Genomic DNA, 19,147 nt, shown 5'->3' with positions numbered 1-19,147 from the left:
CGGCGGCGCGGCCGGCGCGGCGGTGGACGCCGCGCCGGGTCGTCGCCACGCCGGCCGCGCTGGACCACCCGCACGGCCGGCGGATCGCCGACCGGGTCGAGGCCCTGGGCATCGAGGTCGAGCGGCTGCGCGCCAACCGGCTCACCGGCGTCCGCGGCGGCACCGAACGGGAGACGTACGCGCGGGCGAAGGCGACGATGGCGATCGTGGTCAGCCCGCCGTCGCGCCGGCGGCTGCAACCCATCGCGCCCAGCGCGGACTGGCGCGTCGACCTGGCGGAGGGCTGCCCGGCCCACTGCCAGTACTGCTACCTGGCCGGCTCGCTGTCGGGGCCGCCGGTGACCCGGGTGTACGCCGACCTGGACGACATCCTCGCCGGCCTGGCCGAGTACGCCGGGCGGGGGACGGTGACCAGCCGTGACGCCGCGCGGGCCGGCGAGGGCACCACCTTCGAGGCGTCCTGCTACACCGACCCGCTCGCCCTGGAGCACCTCACCGGCAGTTGGCGACGGGCCGTGGAGCACTTCGCCGGCTGGGACGCCCCGGTGCAGCTGCGCTGGACCACCAAGTACGCCGACGTCGACACGTTCGTCGGGCTGCGCCACGCCGGGCGCACCCGGGTCCGGTTCAGCGTCAATTGCCGGTCGGTCAGCGAGCGGTTGGAGGGCGGCACCGCCCCGGTGCCGGACCGGCTCGCGGCGCTGCGCCGGCTCGCCCTCGACGGCTACCCCGTCGGGCTGACCGTCGCGCCGATCATGCCGCTGCCCGGCTGGCGGGAGCAGTACGGCGAACTGCTCGACGCGGTGGCCGACGCCGTCGCCGGGGTGCCGGAGCTCGACCTGACCGCCGAGCTGATCACCCACCGGTTCACCCCGGGCAGCAAGGAGGTGCTGCTCGGCTGGTACCCGCGCACGAGGCTGGAGATGGACGAGTCCGCCCGCAGCCGCAGGTACGGCAGGTTCGGCGCCGTCAAGTACGTCTACCCGCGCGACACCATGGCCGAGCTGCGCGCCTGGTTCGACCGGGAGGTGGCGGTCCGGCTGCCGGCCTGCCGGGTCCTGTACTGGACGTGAGGATGCGCTACGGTCGCGACCGTGGCCCTGATGCGCTGTGACTTCCACTCCGAGGCCCTCGGTGTGAGCACGTCGATGACCGTGATCCTGCCGCAGCGGACCTCCTCGCAGATCGGCATGACCGGCAGCGCCGGGCAGGGCGCCCCGCCCGTGCTCTACCTGCTACACGGCCTGTCCGACGACGACACCATCTGGCTGCGCCGCACCTCGATCGAGCGCTACGTCGCGCCGCTCGGCCTCGCCGTGGTGATGCCCCAGGCCGGGCGCAGCTTCTACACCGACGAGGAGCACGGCAACCGCTACTGGACGTTCCTCAGCAGCGAACTGCCCCGGGTGTGCCACGAGTTCTTCCGGCTCTCCGCCCGGCGGGAGGACACCTTCGTCGCCGGCCTGTCGATGGGCGGCTACGGGGCCGTCAAGTGGGCGCTGCGCGACCCGGGCCGGTTCGCGGCGGCGGCGAGCCTCTCCGGCGCGCTCGACGTGGTCAACCGCCGCCACCACCCGACCGCGCCCCTGGACCCCGGCGTCTGGCACACCGTGTTCGGCGAGCGCGCCGCGATCGGCAGCGACGACGACACCGTCGCCCTGCTCGACCGGGTGCCCGCCGCCGACCGGCCGGCGCTCTACGTCGCCTGCGGCACCGAGGACTTCCTGTACGACGACAACCTGACCTTCGTCGCGGCGGCCCGCGAGCGGGGCGTCCCGCTGACCGTGGACTTCTCCCCCGGCACGCACGACTGGGCGTACTGGGACGCGAAGATCCAGGACGTGCTGGCCTGGTTGCCGCTGCGCACCGGCGACTGAGCGGCCGGCCCCGGGCTCCGGCGGTCGGGCGCCGGGCTCAGGCTCAGGCGCCGACGGTGCCGTCGACGCCCTCGCGCAGGAGGTCGGCGTGGCCGTTGTGGCGGGCGTACTCGTGGATCAGGTGCAGCATCACCAGCCGCAGCGACACGTCCTCGCCGGACCTGGCGTGGTGGCCGGTCACGTCGAGCGACTCCGCCTCGCGCTCGATGCGGCGGGAGTGCGCGACCTCCCGCTGCCAGGCGTCGAACGCCTCGGCGCGGGTGGCGCCGCTCGCGTCGTACGCCACCTGGTAGTCGCCGGAGTCCGACCAGACCAGCGGGACGTCCTCGCCGTCGATGGTCCGGCGGAACCAGGCCCGCTCCACCTCCGCCATGTGCCGGACCAGGCCGAGCAGCGACAGCGTGGACGGGGGCATCGACTGCCGGCGCAGATCCTCGTCGGAGAGCCCGTCGCACTTCATCGCGAGGGTCGCCCGGTGGTAGTCGAGGAAGGCGCGCAGCATCTCGCGCTCGTCCCCCGTGACGGGCGGCCCGATCCGTTCGGTGGCCACGGCTCACTCCCCTCCCGCGACGGCGGGGTCGCCGTCCGACGGTTGCCCCGCTCGAAGGGCCGGAACCCCTGATCCTGCCCGACGGCGCCGGGCCGTGGCGGGCGGCCTCCGCCGCGTCCGACCTCGTGCCGGATCGGGATGACGCGAATCGACCGGTACGCGGGCGGCTGTCCTGTTTGTTCGGTCGTGCTCCGCTACGGTGGCTAGCGAACCGCCATTTTGACGAAATTCGTCGTTGTGGAACGGTTATTTGACGAGTTTGCCAAGGTCTATGGACAGGAACCGGCGGCTCTCGTAGGGTCTCACCATCTTCCGATGATCCTGGAGATGACGTGAACACTGCCGCCACGGAAATTCCCGCCACCTCGGCGACCGAGCTGCACGCCGCCGCCACCGTGGTGGACGGAAGCACGGTGATCGAGCTCAGCGACGCCCACCTCGACCGGATCCGGCGAGGCGGGGTAACCGCTGTCAACCACACGGTCACCAGGCCGTACGCGGACACGGTCACCGCCCTGCGGGAGGTGAACCGGTGCCGCCGGTGGATCGACGAGCACTCCGACGACGTGCTGCTCGCGCTGACCGTCGCCGACATCGAGCGGGCCAAGGCTGAGGGCAAGGAAGCCGTCATCTTCGGTCCGCAGGACACCGAGATGATCGGCGTCGACCTCGACCTGCTCGGCACCTTCTACGACCTCGGCGTCCGCATCCTGCAGCTGACCTACCAGCGGCAGAACCTGCTCGGTGCCGGCTGCGGCGAGGAGACCGACTCGGGTCTGACGCACCGGGGCCGCCGCTTCGTCCAGGCGATGGACGAGCTGGGCATCCTGGTCGACGTCTCGCACTGCGGCGAGCGCACCGGCCTGGACGCCATGGAGGCGTCCGCCAAGCCGGTCGTCGTGACCCACTCCTTCTGCGACGCGATGTCGCCGCACATCCGGGCCAAGTCCGACGGTTACCTGCGCAGCCTCGGCGAGCAGGGCGGCGTCATGGGTATCACCACCTTGTCAGGGTTCCTCTACTACCCGGACGACCCGTCCCGGCGTCCGGATCTGGCCCGCTTCGTCGAGCACGTCAGCCGCGTGGTGGAGGTGGCCGGGATCGACCACGTCGCGATCGCCACCGACTACGACGAGACGTGGACGGAGCCCATGCGGATCGCGCAGTTGAAGTCCATCGCGCAGTCGAAGTCCAAGGAGCAGCAGAACCTCCTCGGCGACTTCGGCTGGACCGAGCGCCGGGCGATCGGGATGGACGACGCCGCGGACTTCCCCAACTTCACCGAGGCGCTGCTGAACGGCGGCTTCTCGCCGGCAGACGTGACCAAGATCCTCGGCGGCAACTGGCTTCGGGTCTACGGGGAGACGTGGAAGCCGGCCTGACCTGTAAGCGCTGATTGTGACACCAGCCAAGGAGACCCATGCGAACTCGTGTTTTGACCAAACTGCTGGCAGTGGGCGTCATCTCGGCGCTCGCCGCCGGCTGCGGAGGCGGTGAGCCTCCGTCCAAGAACAGCGGCAGCAGCTCCAACGACGGCCTGAGCGGCAACGTCCGCCTCCAGGACGAGTCGCAGCCGGCAGGCAACCCGAAGTCCGGCGGCCGGCTCCGGATCATGATCCGGCTGGACGCCAACGAACTCGACCCGCACCGCATGTCGGAGACCTCGGCCTTCGTCATCAACGAGCAGATCTACGAGTCGCTGGTGCAGTCGTACCGGGGCGAGATCAAGCCGGCGATCGCGGAGTCGTGGGAGCAGAGCGCCGACGGCCTGACGGTGACGTTCAAGCTGCGCGACAACGCGGTCTTCCACAGCGGGCGCAAGGTGACCGCGGCCGACGTGAAGTACTCGATCGAACGGATCAAGGACCCGGCGACCCGGGCGCCACGGGCCCGTAGCTACGAGGGCATCACCGCGGTCACGGCGCTCGACGAGCGCACCGTCGAGATGAAGCTGGCCAAGCCGAACGCCGCCATCCTGACCCTGCTCTCCACCGCCGCCTCGTCCGTCGTGGACCGCACGGTGGTCGAGGCGGGCGGCCTCAACGGCAGCGTCGACGGCGGCAGCGGCCCGTTCAAGATGGCCTCGCGGGTCACCGGCCAGGCCATCAAGCTCGACAAGCACGCCCAGTACTGGGAGCAGGGCGTTCCCTACCTCGACGGGATGGACTTCACCTTCAACCCGGACGACAACGCCCGCGCCGCCGCCGTGCGCAGTGGCACGGTCGACTTCCTCTGGCGTCCCGCGCCCGAGTTCATCGACGCGCTCAAGCGCGACGAGAAGCTCAAGTGGTACGGCGGATCCGGGTCGCTCTCGCTGCACCTGCGGCTCAACACCTCCAAGGCCCCCTACGACAACGTGAAGGTCCGGCAGGCCATCTACCTCGCGCTCGACCGCCAGGAGATCCTCAACGTGGCCAACTCCGGCTTCGGGACCGCGCTCAACTCGGGTTACCTCCCGCCGGACCGGTTCGGCGCGGTGAAGGAGCCGATCTACGGCAAGGCCGACATCGAGAAGGCCAAGGCGCTGCTGGCCGAGGCGGGGTTGCCGAACGGCTTCGAGGCCAAGCTCATGGTCATCGCCACGTCGGCGTTCCAGGTGCGCTCGGCCGAGGTGGAGCAGCAGCAGCTCGCGAAGATCGGCATCAAGGTGACGATCGAGTCGGTCGAGTCGACCATCGCCGACACGAAGACGAAGTCCGCCGACTTCGACATGTACCAGTCGGGCTTCGGTCTGACGTACGACCCGGACGAGCGGTTCACCGCCAGCTTCCTCCCCGGCGGCGGCCTGAACTACGGCAACTGGACCGACAAGGAGTACGAGACCCTCGTCGTCCAGGCCCGCTCGGAGATGGACAAGGACAAGCGCGCCGCGCTCTACCAGCAGGCCGAGAAGATCCTGGCCGAGCGCGGGCCGGTGGCCATGACCTTCCTGAACGCGGACTTCGACGTGGTGCAGAAGGACGTCATGGGATACCAGGGCGACCCGACACCGACGTACCGCTTCTACCGGCACATCTGGCTCGACCGCTGACGCGCCGTGGCGGGGGCGCCGACCTCCCGGCGCCCCCGCCACCACCCGCAAGACGACGAAAGGCAGGCCCATGACGTCCGTACCGCTGACCGACCGCTATGTCATCGCCGCCCGGCTCAAGGGCTACCTCAACAAGCACGGCGAGTCGGTGGCCCTGCTGACCGAGGCGCTCGAGCTGGAGCCGGGCAACGCACGCCTGCTGCGCTTCCGTGGGCACCGGCGCATCTCGACCGGCGACTACGCCGGCGCCATCGCCGACCTGCGCGCCGCGGCCGACCAGCTGCCCGGTGTCGAGGACGAGTACGAGATGTACCAGCCGGAGGTGGAGAAGGACGTCATCAGCCTGATCCTCGGCCGGCCCGAGCAGGTGCGCCCGCAGCACCTCACCGACACCATGGCCGCCCAGGACCCGGAGGCCCTCGGCCGGTACAACGCGACGCTGCACGCCGGCATCTGGTACCACCTCGGGGTCGCCCAGTACCTGAGCGGTGACTTCGAGGGCTGCCTGCCCAGCTTCCGCGCGGCCGAGGAGGCCTCGCGGCACCAGGAGGGCATCGTCGCGTCGCAGGACTGGCAGTACATGGCGCTGCGCCGGCTCGGCCGCCCGGCCGAGGCCGAGGAGGTGCTCGACCGGTTCCGCAAGATCACCCTGGTCCAGGAGGACCACCTGGTCGGGTACGAGGGCCGGATGCAGCTCTACACCGGCGACATCACCCCGGAGCAGCTGTGGGCGATGTGCGACGGCAACGACCTGAAGACCGTCACCCAGGGTTACGGTCTGGGCAACTGGCACTACCACCAGGGCGACATCGACAAGGCCCGCGAGGTCTTCGACGGGGTGCTGCGGACCGGCGTCACGCACGCCTTCGCCTACCTGGCGGTCAAGGCCGAGTACGCCAACAATCCCGACTTCGCCGCGGCGGCGACGACAAAGGAGAACTGACGATGGCAATCATCCGTGCCGAGATCGGCAAGCGTGACCAGGAGACCAAGAACGCGATCATCGCCGAGCTGACCGACGTGCTGGTCAAGTACGGCTCGCCGCGCGAGAACACCCACGTCCTGCTCTACGAGGTCTCGTACGACAACTGGGCCAAGGGCGGCCTGACCTACAACGAGCGGAAGAAGCAGGCGCAGGAGTCGTCATGACCGTCGCCACCGGGGGACCACACGTCCTCATCACGCCGAACCTGGCCGAGCTGCTGCCGCAGCTGCGCGAGCGCTATCCGCAGTGCCGGTTCACGTCGGTGCCGGAGGACGAGCCGGTACGTGAGGAGTACCTCGACGCCGAGGTGATCCTGCGCAGCGCCATGAACGAGGACACCTTCGACGAGCTGCTCAGCAAGTGCGACGGGCTGCGCTGGATCCAGATCACCGCCGCCGGGTTCGACTGGGTGGGCGGCGACATCATGCGCCGCCGCCTCGACGAGGGGCTGGTCTACACCCGGTCCGGGAACTCCTACAACGTGCCGATCGCCGAGTACATCATCGGCGCGGTGCTCCTGCACCAGCGGGCGTTTCCCGAGCTGCGCGAGGCGCAGGAGCGCCGGGAGTGGGTGCGCATCGTCGGCCGGGACCTGATCGGCAGCACCATGCTGGTCTTCGGCACCGGCGGGATCGGGCGGGAGGTGGCGTGGCGGGCCCGGGCCCTGGGCGTCACCGTGATCGGGGTCAACCGGGCGGGTACGCCCGCCGAGGGCTTCGACCGGGTGGAGTCGTTCGCCGACCACCTCGCGCTGCTGCCCGAGGCCGACTCCGTGGTGCTGGCCATGCCGCTGACCGACGAGAACCGGTACTTCTTCGACGCCGAGCGCTTCGCGGCGATGAAGGAGACCGGCCTCCTGGTCAACGTCGGGCGGGGTGCGCTGATCGTCGAGGACGCGCTCGTCGACGCCATGCGCCAGGGCCGGATCGCCGGCGCCGTGCTCGACGTGTTCGAGGAGGAGCCGCTGCCCCCGGACCACCGGCTGTGGGGTCTGCCCCGCACGACGGCCACCCCGCACACGTCGTTCCGGGGTTCGGGCAACCTGCAACGGCTCTACGCGGACTTCTGCGCCAACTTCGACCTGTACCTGGCCGGTGAGCCGCTGACCGGCACGCAGCGTCAGCCGGAGCTGGGGTACTGACCGACCCACGTCGAAGAGGCGGCGGCGCACCCGGACACGGGTGCGCCGCCGCCTTCGCGTCGTGCCCGGCCGCCGCGCCCGGCGCCCGGGGGACGTGGCGCCCGATGTCGTGAACGGCTCGGCTCGACAGGGCGCGGCCGTCTCCACCTCGTACGTCTGCGGCAGACACGCGGGCGGCCCACCCGGTCGATCGGGTGGGCCGCCGGCGTCGTGCGGTCGGAGTCGGGGATCACCCGATCAACGAGCGGGCCGCCGCCAGCACGTCGTCCTCGCCCAGCAGCACCTGGTCGGCGGCCGGGCCCAGGGGGACGTAGCTGTCGACGCTGTTGACGCGGGAGATCCGGCCGGTGAAGCCGCCGTCGACCAGGGCGGCCACCACCGCCTCGGCGACGCCGCCGCTGGCGCGGCTCTCGTCGACGACGAGGACCCGCGAGATCCCGGCGAGCGCGGCCCGCAGGCTCGCCGCCGGCAGCGGCGACAGCCACTGCAGGTCGACGACCCGGGTGCTGACCTGCCGTTCCCGGGCCAGCGTCCCGGCCACCCGCAGGCTCATCGGGACGCCGTTGCCGAAGGTGACCATCGCCAGGTCCGTGCCCTCGCACACCGTCCGCACCTGGCCGAGCGGGTTCTCCGTCGCCGCCCAGTCCGCCGGCTCCGGATACTCGGCGAGCCAGCCGCCGTCGCCGTCGGCGTGCAGGTCACGCCGGTGGTAGAGCGCGATCGGTTCCAGGAAGACACACACCCGCCCCTCCTGCTCGGCCAGGGCGAGACACTGGCGCAGCAGGGCGGGGGCGGTGGCCGGGTGGGACGCGACCGCGAAGGCCAGGCCGGGGATGTCCCGCAGCACCGCCACCGAGTTGTCGTTGTGGAAGTGCCCGCCGAACCCCTTCTGGTAGGCCAGGCCGGCGATCCGCACGACCATGCCGTTGGAGTACTGCCCGTTGGAGAAGAAGCGCAGAGAGGCGGCCTCGCCGCGCAGCTGGTCCTCGGCGTTGTGCAGGTAGGCCAGGTACTGGATCTCCGGAATCGGCAGCGTGCCGGCCAGGGCCCCGCCGAGCGCGACCCCGAGGATGGTCTGTTCGTCGAGGAGCGTGTCGAAGACCCGGCTGGCCCCGAAGGCCTTCCGCAGCCCCCGGGTGACACCGTAGACGCCGCCCTTGCGCGCCACGTCCTCGCCGAAGACCTGGGCCTGCGGCCAGGTCAGCAGCGCGTCGTGCAGGGCGGCGTTGATCGACTGGGCCAGGGTGAGCGGGCCGCGGGACTCGGGGGGTCTGCCGCCGAACACCCGCTCCCGCCCGGCACCGGCGCGGCGCGCGGCGGCGCTGACCGGGCCCACCCGGCGGGCGGTCAGGGGCGCGGTCACCGCCGCCGGGTCGTCCAGCCGCCCGACCCGGCCCAGCATGAGCCGGGCCTGGTCCATCACCTGCTTGCGGGAGTGCTCGTAGCGGGTGAGGGTCTCGCCCGGGTCGAGGAGCCGGCGCCGCGCGAGCAGGGCCGCGGTCGCCAGGATCGGGTCGCGGGCGTGGTCGGCGAGGATCTCCGCGCGGGTCCGGTAGGCCAGCTCGGCGTCGGAGCCGGCGTGGCCCATGAACCGTACGGTGCTCAGGTGCAGCACGGCGGGCCGGCGTCGGGTGCGCACCTGGTGCGTCACCTCGGCCGCGGTGGCCAGCAGGCCGGCGGGATCGGTGCCGTCGGCGTGCGCGTAGTCGATGCCGGGCAGGGCCGACAGCATCCGCCGGACCCAGCCGTGCGGGGAGCGGGTGCTGATCCCGATGCCGTTGTCCTCGCAGACGAACAGCAGCGGCACCGGGATCCCCTGGTGGGCGCTGTAACCCACCGCGTTCAGGGCGCCGGCCGCCGTGGAGTGGTTGGCCGAGGCGTCGCCGAAGCTGCACACCACCACGGCGTCGGCCGGGTATCCGGTGTCGGCGCCGCCCCGGTCGAGCGCGAACGCCAGGCCCATCGCCCGGGGCAGGTGGGAGGCGATCGTCGACGTCTGCGGGATGATGTTCAGCTCCCGGTGGCCGAAGACCTTGTGCCGGCCGCCGGAGATCGGGTCCTGCCGGGACGCCGCCGCCGAGTGCAGCACGTCGGCGATCGGCGTGGCACCGGCGACCTGACCGGCCCGCGCGGCGTAGAAGCCGCCGGAGCGGTAGTGCAGCAGGGCGGGATCGGTCGGGCGCAGCGCCAGCGCGACGGCGGCGTTGCTCTCGTGCCCGCTGGACCCGATCGTGTAGAACCCCTCCTGCTGGGCCTGCAGCCACCGCAGGGCGAGGTCGAGGTGACGGCTCTGGATCTGGGCGTCGAGGTACTCCACCAGCAGGCCGGGGTCGACGTCGACGTCCGGGGAGGTCTCCTCGGGCAGGGGCTGGCCCGCGGACCACTCGGTGAGGCGGCGTACCAGGTGGTCGTCGATGGATTCCACGCGGTTGTGCTCCTTGCGGGTCAGCGACTGGAACGGCCCCGCAGCCGCGGGTCCAGGACGTCGCGAAGGGTGTCGCCCAGCAGGTTGAAACCGAGAACGGCGATCATGATGCAGACCCCCGGTACGACCGACGGCCAGACCGACATCTCCATGAAGGACTTGCCGTTGGAGAGCATCGAGCCCCAGGACGGCTGGGGCGGCTGCACACCGAGCCCGAGGTAGCCCAGGGACGCCTCGATCAGGATCGCGTAGGCGATGCTCGTGGTGAACTGCACGGCGATCGGCGCGATCGAGTTGGGCAGGATGTACTTGAGGATGAGCCGGGTGTTGCTCAGCCCGACCGCCTGGCCCGACTCCACGTACGGCTCCCGGCGCACCGACATCGCGGTGCCGCGCACGATCCGGGCGAAGCTGGGGATGAAGACGATGACCAGGGCCAGGACGAGGTTCTCCGTGCCCGGTCCCCGGGCGGCCACGACCGCGAGGGCCAGCAGCAGGGTGGGGAAGGAGAACATGATGTCGGTCGCCGGGGTGATGATCGCGTCGAGTACGCCCCGGTAGAAGCCGGCGAGCAGCCCCAGCAGCACGCCGATGGCCCCGGCGCAGGTGACCACGATCAGGCTCACCGTCAGCGAGGTGCGCGCGCCGTAGAGGGCCCGGCTGAGCAGGTCGCGCCCGGCCTCGTCGGCGCCGAGCGGGAAGTCGCCACCGGGCGGGGCGAGCCGCTGGTCGGACATCGCGGTCGGATCGTAGGGTGAGATCAGCGGGGCCAACGCCGCGGCCGCGATCATCAGCACCACGATGACCAGCCCGACCAGGCCGACCTTGTCCCGCGTCATCAACCTCAGCAGGTGGCCGCCGCGGCGGCCGGTCGACCGCCGGGAGGCGCCCTCCTGCTGCTTGCCGCCGCGTTGGCGGCGGCCGGGAACGGCTTCAGTGACCACTGCGCAACCTCGGATCCAGGTAGGTGTAGAGCAGGTCGACGAGGAGGTTGACCACGACGTAGAAGAAGGCCAGGAAGAGCAGCGTCCCCTGGACGACGGGGTAGTCACGCTGGCTGATCCCGCGGATGACCATGGTGCCGAGCCCCGGCCACGCGAAGACCTGCTCCACGATGACCGTGCCGCCCAGCAGCGCCCCGGCCTGGATGCCCAGGACCGTCACCACCGGGATCAGCGAGTTGCGCAGGGCGTGCCGGACCATGACCCCGCGTTCGCCCAGCCCCTTGGCGCGGGCGGTGCGGACGTAGTCCTGGTTGAGCACCTCCAGCATGCTGGACCGGGTCATCCGCATGCTGATCGCGGCGAGGCTGGCGCCGAGGGTGACCGAGGGGAGGACGAGGTACTTCAGGCTGCCCAGGAAGCCCTCGCCCTCCCCCGCGCCCTGTGACGGCAGCCAGCCCAGCGAGACCGAGAAGATGTATACCAGCAGGATGCCGAGCCAGAAGTTCGGCAGCGACAGCCCGATCAGCGACGCGACCCGGGTGCTGGCGTCGAGCAGGCCGTTACGCTTGGTGGCGCTGAGCACACCGAGCGGGATGGAAATGAGGATCGAGACCAGCAGCGCCGAGACCGCCAGCAGCAACGTGGACGGGAAGCGCTGCATGATCTCTTCCAGCACCGGCTGGCCGGTGCGCATCGAGGTGCCGAGGTCGCCCTGCAGGAGGGCGCCCAACCACCTCACGAACTGCTCGTACACGGGCATGTCCAGCCCGAAGTAGCGGCGCATCTCCGCCTCGATCGCGGGGTCGCCGAAGTCCTGCCCCATGATCGAGCTGATCACGTCGCCGGGGATCATGCGGATCACCAGGAACGAGATCACCGAGATCCCGAACAGGACCGGAACAACCGATATCAGGCGGATCAGCGTGATGCGCAGCATGTCTTGCCTCTTTCGGTCTGGTCAGACTTCGGAACCGGCCGCGCCGGGATCCGAGCTCGCGTCCCAGGCGGACTCCTCGTCGCCGGTGACGGCGATGTCGCGGGCCCACTCGTGCGCGCGCTTGGCGACCCGCAGCACCATCACCGAGCGGCTCTCCATCACCCCGTCTAGGTGGCCCAGCCGCTCCGTCCAGAACCGGCGCATGGCGTTGCTGGAGGCGAAGTAGCCGACGGCGATGACGTCGAACTGCCCGGTCACGTGGTAGACGTACGCGATCTCGGGCATGCCCGCGAGTTTGTCGATGAGCTGTTCTGTGCTGCCCGGCGCGCTCTGGATCTCGAAGAGCGTGTGCACCGGGCGGCCCATGAAGGCGGCGCTGGGGATCGCTGCGAACTGCAGCTGCCCGTCTGTGACCAACCGTTCCATCCGTCGTCGAACCGACCCTTCCGACAGCCCGACCTTGGCGGCCAGCGCCACGTTCGTCTGTCGTGGGTCCTGGACGAGTTCCCGGATGATGCTGCGATCTTTTTCGATCGAGCTCTTGGATGCCAACGTTGCTCCAACTTCACTCGGTGGCGGTTTTCGTCGCTGCCGGGAGCCTAGACGACGAACATCGTCTGTGCAACACTCCTGGTTGACGAATGGCGACGTTGAGGCGTCCAGACTGCGGGGTGGGTTCGATGGCCTTGTTGGAGGTGCGGGACCTGCGTACCGAATTCCGTGCGGCACGCGGTTCGGTGACGGCAGTCGACGGGGTGTCCTTCACCGTCGACGCGGGTGAGACGGTGGCACTGGTGGGCGAGTCCGGCTGTGGGAAGTCGGCCACCGCGCAGTCCATCATGGGCCTGATCGTGCCGCCGGCCGGTCAGGTGACCGGCGGACAGGTGCTCTTCGAGGGCAGGGACCTGGTGCGCCTGCGCCCTCGCGAGCTGCGGGCCGTCCGCGGCAAGGGCATTTCGATGATCTTCCAGGATCCGATGACCTCGTTGAACCCGGTGCTGACCGTGGGGAGGCAGCTCACCGAGACCCTGGAGCTGCACTTGGGACTGAGCCGCCGTGCCGCGCGGGCGCGGGCCGTCGAGTTGCTGGAGATGGTCCGCATCCCGGCCGCGGAGACCCGGCTGAGCTCCTATCCGCACCAACTCTCCGGCGGCATGCGGCAACGCGTGATGATCGCGATGGCGCTCTCCTGCCAACCCCGGCTGATCCTCGCCGACGAGATCACCACCGCGCTCGACGTCACCATCCAGGCGCAGATCCTGGAGCTGCTGCGGGAGTTGGCCCGGGAGACCCGCACCGCCGTCCTGCTCATCACCCACGACCTCGGGGTGGTGGCCGGCATGGCGGAGCGGGTCAACGTGATGTACGCCGGGCAGATCGTGGAGCGGGCCGAGACGGTCGACCTGTTCCACCGCCCACAGATGCCCTACACCTGGGGGCTGCTGGGGTCGGTGCCCCGGCTGGACCTCGTCCGGGGCGGCAAGCTACGCCCGATCGCCGGCCGCCCGCCGGAGCTGTCGGAGATGCCCCCCGGCTGCCGGTTCGCGCCCCGCTGCGCGCACGTGCGGGAGACGTGCCAGGGCGGCACACCCGACCTCATCACGACGTGGGAGACGCCGGACCGGGGCCAGTTGACCCGCTGCTGGGGCATGCGGCCCGAAAGCGAGGGCGGCTGGCTCTCCACCGAGGACCGTCACCCCTACCTCTCGACAGAGGAGAACCGATGACCGAGTCGACTGTCGCCGCCTCCGAGCGCCCCCTGCTGCGGGTGCGCGACCTGGCGGTCGACTTCAAGGTGCCCGCGCGCGGCAAGCTGCGACCGGCCCGCCTGCGTGCCGTGTCCGGGGTGGACCTCGACGTCCGGCGGGGCGAGATCATCGGTGTGGTGGGCGAGTCCGGCTGCGGCAAGTCCACCACCGGGCGCGCCATCCTCCAGCTCATCAAGCCCACCAACGGAACGGTGGCCTTCGACGGCACGGAGCTGACCACCCTGAGCCGGGGCCGGATGCGGGCGATGCGCCGGCGGATGCAGATGATCTTCCAGGACCCGTACGCCTCGCTGAACCCGCGCATGACCATCGGCGAGCTCATCGAGGAGCCGTTGCTGGTGCACGCGGACCTCTCCGCCGCCGGGCGGCGGGCCAAGGCGGTGGACACCATGCAGCTGGTGGGGCTCAGCGAACAGTGGCACGACCGCTATCCGCACGAGTTCTCCGGCGGCCAGCGCCAACGGGTGGGCATCGCGCGAGCCCTGGTCAGCAACCCGGACTTCATCGTCGCCGACGAGCCGGTCTCCGCGTTGGACGTCTCGGTCCAGGCCCAGATCGTCAACCTGCTCGAGCAGTTGCAGGAGGAGCTGGGCCTGACGATGATGTTCATCGCCCACGACCTGGCCGTCGTGCGGCACCTCTGCGACCGCATCGCCGTGATGTACCTCGGCACCGTCGTCGAGGTGGGCGAGTGCGAGGACATGTACCGCCGCCCGCAGCACCCCTACACCAAGGCGCTGCTGTCGGCGGTGCCGATTCCCGACCCGCTGGTCGAGACCGAGCGCAAGCGCGTCATCCTCACCGGGGACGTGCCGAGCCCGCTGAGCCCGCCCAGCGGATGCCGCTTCCGCACCCGGTGCTGGAAGGCGCAGGAGATCTGCGCGGTGCAGGAGCCGGTGCTGGCCACGGCCGCCGGCAGCGGCCACCAGGTCGCCTGCCACTTCCCGGAGGACCCCGGCCCGCTGGACCAGCCCCTCGCCGCCGCGGTCGGTGGCCGATGAGCACGACCGTGCATCTCAACCTCGTCGACGGCGAGTGGGTCGACGGGGAACGCCGGCCGAACGGCAACCCCGCGCGCCCCGGCGAGGTCGTCAGCGAGTACGCGGTGGCCGGCCGGGACACCGCCCGCGCGGCGATCGAGGCCGCCCGCCGGGCGCAGCCCAGCTGGGCCAACCAGCCCGTCGGGTTCCGGATGGAGGTCCTGGACCACATCGGCACCACCATCCTGCGCCGGACCGAGGAGCTCGCGGTCCTGCTCTCGCGGGAGGAGGGCAAGCTGCTCGGCGAGGCGCGCGGCGAGGTCACCCGGGCCGGCCAGACCTTCCGCTACTACGCCCACCAGCTGTTGCAGCCGCAGGGCGAGGTCTACTCGTCCACCCGGCCGGGCGTCCACGCCGAGGTCCGGCGCCGACCGCTGGGCGTGGTCGGAATCATCACGCCGTGGAACTACCCCCTCGCCATCCCGGCGTGGAAGGTCGCGCCCGCGCTCGCCTACGGCAACGCGGTCGTGCTCAAGCCGGCCGAACTGGTCACCGCCTCGGCCGGGGAACTCGCCCGGATCATCGCCGGGTCCGCGCTGCCGCCCGGCGTGTTCAACCTCGTCATGGGCGCCGGGCGGGTGGTCGGCGAGGAGCTGCTGACCTCGACCGGGGTCGACGGCGTCTCCTTCACCGGAGGCACCGGCACCGGCCGCCACGTGGCACAGCAGTGCCTCGCCCACGGCAACAAGCGGTTCCAGCTGGAGATGGGCGGCAAGAACCCGCTCGTGGTGCTCGACGACGCCGATCTGGACGTCGCGGTGCGCTGCGCCCTGGACGGCAGCTTCTTCAGCAGCGGCCAGCGCTGCACGGCGTCGAGCCGGCTGATCGTGCAGGCGGGCATCCACGACCGGTTCGTCGAGGCGCTGGCGGCGGCGGCCCGGGCGCTGCGGGTCGGTGATCCACTCGACCCGCTCAGTGAGCTGGGCCCGGTGGTGAGCCCCGAGCAGCTCGCCCAGAACCTCGACTACGTCCGGATCGGCCGCGACGAGGGCGCGACCGTGGTGGCCGGCGGGACGCACCGCCCGGACGAGGGACAGTTCATGCGACCCACCCTCTTCGCCGACGCGCGCAACGACATGCGGCTGGCCCGCGAGGAGATCTTCGGCCCGGTCTCCTGCGTGATCAGGGTCGATGACCTCGACGAGGCGATCAGCGTGGCCGGCGACACCGACTACGGGCTCTCCGCCGGCATCGTGACCACGTCGCTGTCGGCCGCCGAGCGATTCAAACGGGACGCCCGCGCCGGCATCGTCTCGGTCAACCTGCCCACCGCCGGCACCGAGCTGCACCTGCCCTTCGGCGGCACCGGCGCCTCCAACCACGGCCCCCGCGAGCAGGGCGGCTACGCGCGGGACTTCTACTCCGTGCCGGTGACCTGTTACACCGGCTGGTGAGGACGCCATGACACCGAAGATCCTGCTCACCGAGCCCATCGCCGCGGCCGGCATGGAGCTGCTGCGGGCGGCGGGCGAGGTGCACGTCGCCCACGCCACCGACCCGGCGACCCTCGCCGCCGGGCCACTGACCACCGCCGACGCCCTCGTGGTGCGCTCCTCGCCGGTGACGGCCGGCATGCTGGAAGCCGGCCGGCAGCTCAGGGTCGTCGGCCGCCACGGCGCCGGGCTGGACGGCATCGACCTCGCCGCGGCCGACCGGCTGGGCATCGAGGTGGTCAGCACGCCGGGCGCCAACGCCGAGTCGGTGGCCGAGTTCGTCGTCCTGGCCGCCCTCACCCTCGCCCGGCAGACGCCGTCGGCCACCGCGGCGTTGACCAGGGGCGCCTTCCCGGCCGGTCGGTCGCTGCCGTCCGCGGTCGTGGCGGCCGGGCTGACCGGGACCATGCTGGCCGGCCGCACCCTCGGTCTGGTCGGGCTCGGCGCGATCGGCCGGAGCGTCGCGGTCCGCGCCCAGGCAATGGGCATGAACGTGATCGGGTACGACGTCGCCACGACCACCCCGCCGCCGGGAGTACGCCTCGTCGCGCTGGACGACCTGCTGCGCGAGGCCGACGTGGTGAGCCTGCACGTGCCGCAGACCCCGCAGACCACCGGGCTCGTCGACGCCGCCGCGCTCACCCGGATGCGGCCGGACGCCCTGCTGGTCAACACCGCGCGGGCCGGGATCGTGGACAGCCGGGCCGTGCTCGCCGCGCTCGACGCCGGGCGGCTGCGGGGCTACGCCGTGGACGTCTTCGCGCCCGAACCGCCCGACCCCGACGACCCGCTCCTGCACCATCCGAGGGTCTTCGCCACCCCGCACATGGCGGCGATGACCCACGACGCGCTGGACGCGATGGCGGTCGCCGTCGCGCGTGGCGTGATCGCGCACCTGTAAGCCCTGGGAGGAACGAACCGTGACCCTGTCCACCCCCGCGCCCGCGCTTACGTACTTCGGCGTCGACGCGCTGATCGACGACGACACCCGAGAACTCCAGGCCGCCGTCCGTGGCTTCGTCGACCGACGGATCCGCCCGGAGATCGCCACCTGGTACGACGAGGGCCGCCTGCCCGTCCGCGACCTGGCCCTCGAACTCGGCGAGCTCGGCGTGCTCGGCATGCACCTGCGGGGCTACGGCTGCGCCGGCACCTCCGCCGTCGCGTACGGACTGGCCTGCTTCGAGCTGGAGGCGGGCGACTCGGGGCTGCGCTCCCTGGTCTCGGTGCAGGGCTCGCTCGCCATGTACGCCATCTGGCGCTTCGGCTCCGAGGAGCAGAAGCAGCAGTGGCTGCCCCGGATGGCCGCCGGCGAGGCGATCGGCTGCTTCGGCCTGACCGAATCGGACTTCGGCTCCGACCCGGCCGGCATGCGGACCAGGGCCCGCCGCGACGGGGACGACTGGGTGCTCAACGGCACCAAGATGTGGATCACCAACGGCTCCGTCGCGGACGTCGCCGTGGTCTGGGCCCGCACCGACGAGGGCGTCCGCGGCTTCCTCGTCCCCGCCGGCACGCCGGGCTTCACCGCCCCGGAGATCAAGCGCAAGCTCTCCCTGCGCGCCTCGGTGACCTCGGAACTCGTCCTCGACGACGTGCGGTTGCCCGCCGACGCGATCCTGCCGGAGGCCGCCGGCCTGTCCGGGCCGCTGACGTGTCTCAACGAGGCCCGGTTCGGCATCGTCTTCGGAGCGCTGGGCGCGGCCCACGACTGCCTGGAGACGACGGTCGCGTACGCCCGCAGCCGGCAGATCTTCGACAAGCCGCTGGCCGCGTACCAGGCCACCCAGCTCAAGCTCGCCGACATGGGGCTGGAGCTGGGCAAGGGGATGCTGCTGGCGTTGCACCTCGGCGCGATGAAGGACGCCGGCACCCTCGACCACCGGCAGATCAGCCTGGGCAAGCTCAACAGCGTGCGGGAGTCCATCGCCATCGCCCGGGAGTGCCGGTCCATCCTCGGCGCGGCCGGGATCACCCTCGACTACCCGGTCATCCGGCACTCGGCCAACCTCGAGTCTGTGCTCACCTACGAGGGCACGTCCGAGGTGCACCAGCTGATCATCGGACAGGTGCTGACCGGCCACGCCGCCTTCAAGTGAGCCGGACGGACCCTGGCCGGCGCGGGCGTGTCAGCCGCCCGCGGGCTCGGCCGAGGAACGGGCCACGGGCAGGTCGAAGTACGTGTCCGGCCAGGGTTCGTCGCGGTAGCGGTAGTGCCACCACTCGCGGTCGTAGTTGACGAAGCCGCCGTCGGTCATCAGCTGCCGCAGCAGCCGCCGGTTGTCCCGGGCCACGCCGCTGACCCGGGGCGAGTCGGTGTGCGCGAGCGGGTCGAAGCAGTCGAAGCCGGTGCCCATGTCGACGCCGTTGTCGGCGAAGCGCTGCCCCCGGGGGGCGGTGCAGGAGACCAGGGGCTGGCCCGGCGCGTACGGGGGCTGGGTGGGGGTCGGCACGTCGACCAGGGTCAGGTCGAGCGTGCTGCCCCGGCTGTGGGCGGTGGGGGCGCCGATGTACCCCTCGTCGAACAGCTTCGACTTCGCCACCCGGGGATAGAACTCGGCCTTCATCCGCTGCTCGCCCGGCTGCCTGGCCCAGCCGACGAAGTCGTCGGCGGCCCGCTGGGGGCGGTAGCAGTCGTACACCTTCAGGCTGCGGCCCCGGGCGAGGGCGGCGTCCTGCACGCGGCGCAGCGCCTCGGCGGCCCGGCGGGTGAGCAGGCAGAGCGGTTCGGCATAGCCGGCGACCGGTCGCCCGACGAAGTTGTGCGCGCCGGCGTACCGGATGTCGGTCCGGATGCGCGGGTCGACGTCGGTGAGGACGACGAGGCCCGGCCCGCGCGGCGTCGTCGCCGGGGCGGAATCCGGTGCCGGGGACGCCGGGGACGCCGGGGCGGACGGCGACGGCGCGGCCGGTGGTGACGGCGACGGCGCGGGTCGGGTGCAGCCGGGCGCGAGCGCCACGATCACGACGGCCACCGCGACGGCCCGCCCACGGGCGGTCGCGGCGCCCGGGGCT

General features: G+C 71.6%; 18 protein-coding genes. 12 read left to right on the top strand and 6 right to left on the bottom strand.

Going from position 1 to position 19,147, the window contains the following annotated elements; translation table 11 throughout:
- Together AB0G08_RS17110 and AB0G08_RS17105 are read left to right on the top strand one after the other, a co-directional pair.
- On the top strand, nt 1–1,073 hold a 1,073-nt coding region (locus tag AB0G08_RS17110), incomplete at its 5' end, for a spore photoproduct lyase family protein (RefSeq protein WP_358088442.1).
- Nucleotides 1,074–1,094: 21 nt separating this feature from the next.
- A complete protein-coding gene (locus AB0G08_RS17105; protein ID WP_358088439.1) occupies nt 1,095–1,877 on the top strand; it encodes an alpha/beta hydrolase family protein in 783 nt (260 codons plus the stop codon).
- 43 nt (nt 1,878–1,920) lie between these two features.
- Here the strand turns inward: AB0G08_RS17105 and AB0G08_RS17100 are convergent, their stop codons facing one another.
- Nucleotides 1,921–2,427 carry a DinB family protein gene (locus tag AB0G08_RS17100; protein WP_358088436.1) on the bottom strand — a complete coding sequence of 169 codons (507 nt, stop codon included), beginning with the start codon at nt 2,425–2,427 and terminating at the stop codon, nt 1,921–1,923.
- A 332-nt stretch (nt 2,428–2,759) separates the two neighbouring features.
- On the opposite strand from AB0G08_RS17100, the gene AB0G08_RS17095 reads away from it, so the two are divergent.
- The 5 genes from AB0G08_RS17095 (at nt 2,760) to AB0G08_RS17075 (ending at nt 7,584) form a co-directional block, all read left to right on the top strand.
- Entirely contained in the window at nt 2,760–3,809 is a 1,050-nt protein-coding gene (locus tag AB0G08_RS17095; RefSeq protein ID WP_358088433.1) for a membrane dipeptidase, read from the top strand.
- 38 nt (nt 3,810–3,847) lie between these two features.
- On the top strand, nt 3,848–5,458 hold the full coding sequence (locus tag AB0G08_RS17090; protein WP_358088430.1) for an ABC transporter substrate-binding protein: 1,611 nt from the start codon (nt 3,848–3,850) through the stop codon (nt 5,456–5,458).
- 70 nt (nt 5,459–5,528) lie between these two features.
- The gene (locus AB0G08_RS17085) at nt 5,529–6,401 is read left to right on the top strand and encodes a tetratricopeptide repeat protein (RefSeq protein WP_358088427.1); all 873 of its coding nucleotides are present in this window, start codon (nt 5,529–5,531) and stop codon (nt 6,399–6,401) included.
- A 2-nt stretch (nt 6,402–6,403) separates the two neighbouring features.
- Nucleotides 6,404–6,607, top strand: coding sequence for a tautomerase family protein (locus tag AB0G08_RS17080; protein WP_089000078.1), 204 nt, complete (start codon nt 6,404–6,406; stop codon nt 6,605–6,607).
- Nucleotides 6,604–7,584, top strand: coding sequence for a D-2-hydroxyacid dehydrogenase (locus AB0G08_RS17075; RefSeq protein WP_358088424.1), 981 nt, complete (start codon nt 6,604–6,606; stop codon nt 7,582–7,584). Before AB0G08_RS17080 ends, AB0G08_RS17075 begins: the two co-directional genes overlap by 4 nt.
- Nucleotides 7,585–7,813: 229 nt before the next feature.
- Here the strand turns inward: AB0G08_RS17075 and AB0G08_RS17070 are convergent, their stop codons facing one another.
- From AB0G08_RS17070 to AB0G08_RS17055, 4 genes are all read right to left on the bottom strand, one after another.
- Complete coding sequence (locus AB0G08_RS17070; protein ID WP_358088454.1) at nt 7,814–9,949, bottom strand: thiamine pyrophosphate-dependent enzyme; 2,136 nt, start codon at nt 9,947–9,949, stop codon at nt 7,814–7,816.
- Nucleotides 9,950–10,029: 80 nt separating this feature from the next.
- Nucleotides 10,030–10,953 carry an ABC transporter permease gene (locus AB0G08_RS17065; protein ID WP_358088421.1) on the bottom strand — a complete coding sequence of 308 codons (924 nt, stop codon included), beginning with the start codon at nt 10,951–10,953 and terminating at the stop codon, nt 10,030–10,032.
- Nucleotides 10,943–11,890: a nickel ABC transporter permease gene (gene nikB, locus AB0G08_RS17060; protein WP_358088418.1), complete on the bottom strand. Its 948-nt coding sequence runs from the start codon at nt 11,888–11,890 to the stop codon at nt 10,943–10,945. Before nikB ends, AB0G08_RS17065 begins: the two co-directional genes overlap by 11 nt.
- Nucleotides 11,891–11,911: 21 nt before the next feature.
- Complete coding sequence (locus AB0G08_RS17055) at nt 11,912–12,442, bottom strand: Lrp/AsnC family transcriptional regulator (RefSeq protein ID WP_358088415.1); 531 nt, start codon at nt 12,440–12,442, stop codon at nt 11,912–11,914.
- Between the two features lie 128 nt (nt 12,443–12,570).
- Here AB0G08_RS17055 and AB0G08_RS17050 point away from each other — a divergent pair, with 128 nt between their 5' ends.
- From AB0G08_RS17050 to AB0G08_RS17030, 5 genes are read left to right on the top strand one after another with little or no spacing between them, the layout of a single operon-like run.
- On the top strand, nt 12,571–13,617 hold the full coding sequence (locus AB0G08_RS17050) for an ABC transporter ATP-binding protein (RefSeq protein WP_358088412.1): 1,047 nt from the start codon (nt 12,571–12,573) through the stop codon (nt 13,615–13,617).
- Nucleotides 13,614–14,660: an oligopeptide/dipeptide ABC transporter ATP-binding protein gene (locus AB0G08_RS17045; protein WP_358088409.1), complete on the top strand. Its 1,047-nt coding sequence runs from the start codon at nt 13,614–13,616 to the stop codon at nt 14,658–14,660. Before AB0G08_RS17050 ends, AB0G08_RS17045 begins: the two co-directional genes overlap by 4 nt.
- On the top strand, nt 14,657–16,093 hold the full coding sequence (locus AB0G08_RS17040) for an aldehyde dehydrogenase family protein (RefSeq protein WP_358088406.1): 1,437 nt from the start codon (nt 14,657–14,659) through the stop codon (nt 16,091–16,093). Before AB0G08_RS17045 ends, AB0G08_RS17040 begins: the two co-directional genes overlap by 4 nt.
- A gap of 7 nt (nt 16,094–16,100) precedes the next feature.
- Nucleotides 16,101–17,033, top strand: a complete 933-nt coding sequence (locus AB0G08_RS17035; RefSeq protein ID WP_358088403.1) for an NAD(P)-dependent oxidoreductase — start codon at nt 16,101–16,103, stop codon at nt 17,031–17,033.
- A gap of 19 nt (nt 17,034–17,052) precedes the next feature.
- Nucleotides 17,053–18,231: an acyl-CoA dehydrogenase family protein gene (locus AB0G08_RS17030; protein ID WP_358088400.1), complete on the top strand. Its 1,179-nt coding sequence runs from the start codon at nt 17,053–17,055 to the stop codon at nt 18,229–18,231.
- A gap of 30 nt (nt 18,232–18,261) precedes the next feature.
- Here AB0G08_RS17030 and AB0G08_RS17025 read toward each other — a convergent pair whose 3' ends face one another.
- Nucleotides 18,262–19,107, bottom strand: a complete 846-nt coding sequence (locus AB0G08_RS17025) for a M15 family metallopeptidase (RefSeq protein ID WP_358088451.1) — start codon at nt 19,105–19,107, stop codon at nt 18,262–18,264.
- Nucleotides 19,108–19,147 lie beyond the last annotated feature (40 nt).

The organism is Micromonospora sp. NPDC023644, assembly GCF_040640115.1.
Classification (GTDB): Bacteria; Actinomycetota; Actinomycetes; order Mycobacteriales; family Micromonosporaceae; genus Micromonospora.
Note: the sequence above shows the minus strand (reverse complement) of the source record. Positions and strands in the feature narration are given on the sequence as shown.

What these genes read in the sequence shown, in the direction of transcription:
- AB0G08_RS17090 (WP_358088430.1), top strand. Translation starts at nt 3,848, where the DNA reads ATGCGAACTCGTGTTTTGACCAAACTGCTGGCAGTGGGCGTCATCTCG.
- AB0G08_RS17085 (WP_358088427.1), top strand. Translation starts at nt 5,529, where the DNA reads ATGACGTCCGTACCGCTGACCGACCGCTATGTCATCGCCGCCCGGCTC.
- AB0G08_RS17080 (WP_089000078.1), top strand. Translation starts at nt 6,404, where the DNA reads ATGGCAATCATCCGTGCCGAGATCGGCAAGCGTGACCAGGAGACCAAG.
- AB0G08_RS17075 (WP_358088424.1), top strand. Translation starts at nt 6,604, where the DNA reads ATGACCGTCGCCACCGGGGGACCACACGTCCTCATCACGCCGAACCTG.
- nikB (WP_358088418.1), bottom strand. Translation starts at nt 11,890, where the DNA reads ATGCTGCGCATCACGCTGATCCGCCTGATATCGGTTGTTCCGGTCCTG.
- AB0G08_RS17050 (WP_358088412.1), top strand. Translation starts at nt 12,571, where the DNA reads ATGGCCTTGTTGGAGGTGCGGGACCTGCGTACCGAATTCCGTGCGGCA.
- AB0G08_RS17045 (WP_358088409.1), top strand. Translation starts at nt 13,614, where the DNA reads ATGACCGAGTCGACTGTCGCCGCCTCCGAGCGCCCCCTGCTGCGGGTG.
- AB0G08_RS17040 (WP_358088406.1), top strand. Translation starts at nt 14,657, where the DNA reads ATGAGCACGACCGTGCATCTCAACCTCGTCGACGGCGAGTGGGTCGAC.
- AB0G08_RS17035 (WP_358088403.1), top strand. Translation starts at nt 16,101, where the DNA reads ATGACACCGAAGATCCTGCTCACCGAGCCCATCGCCGCGGCCGGCATG.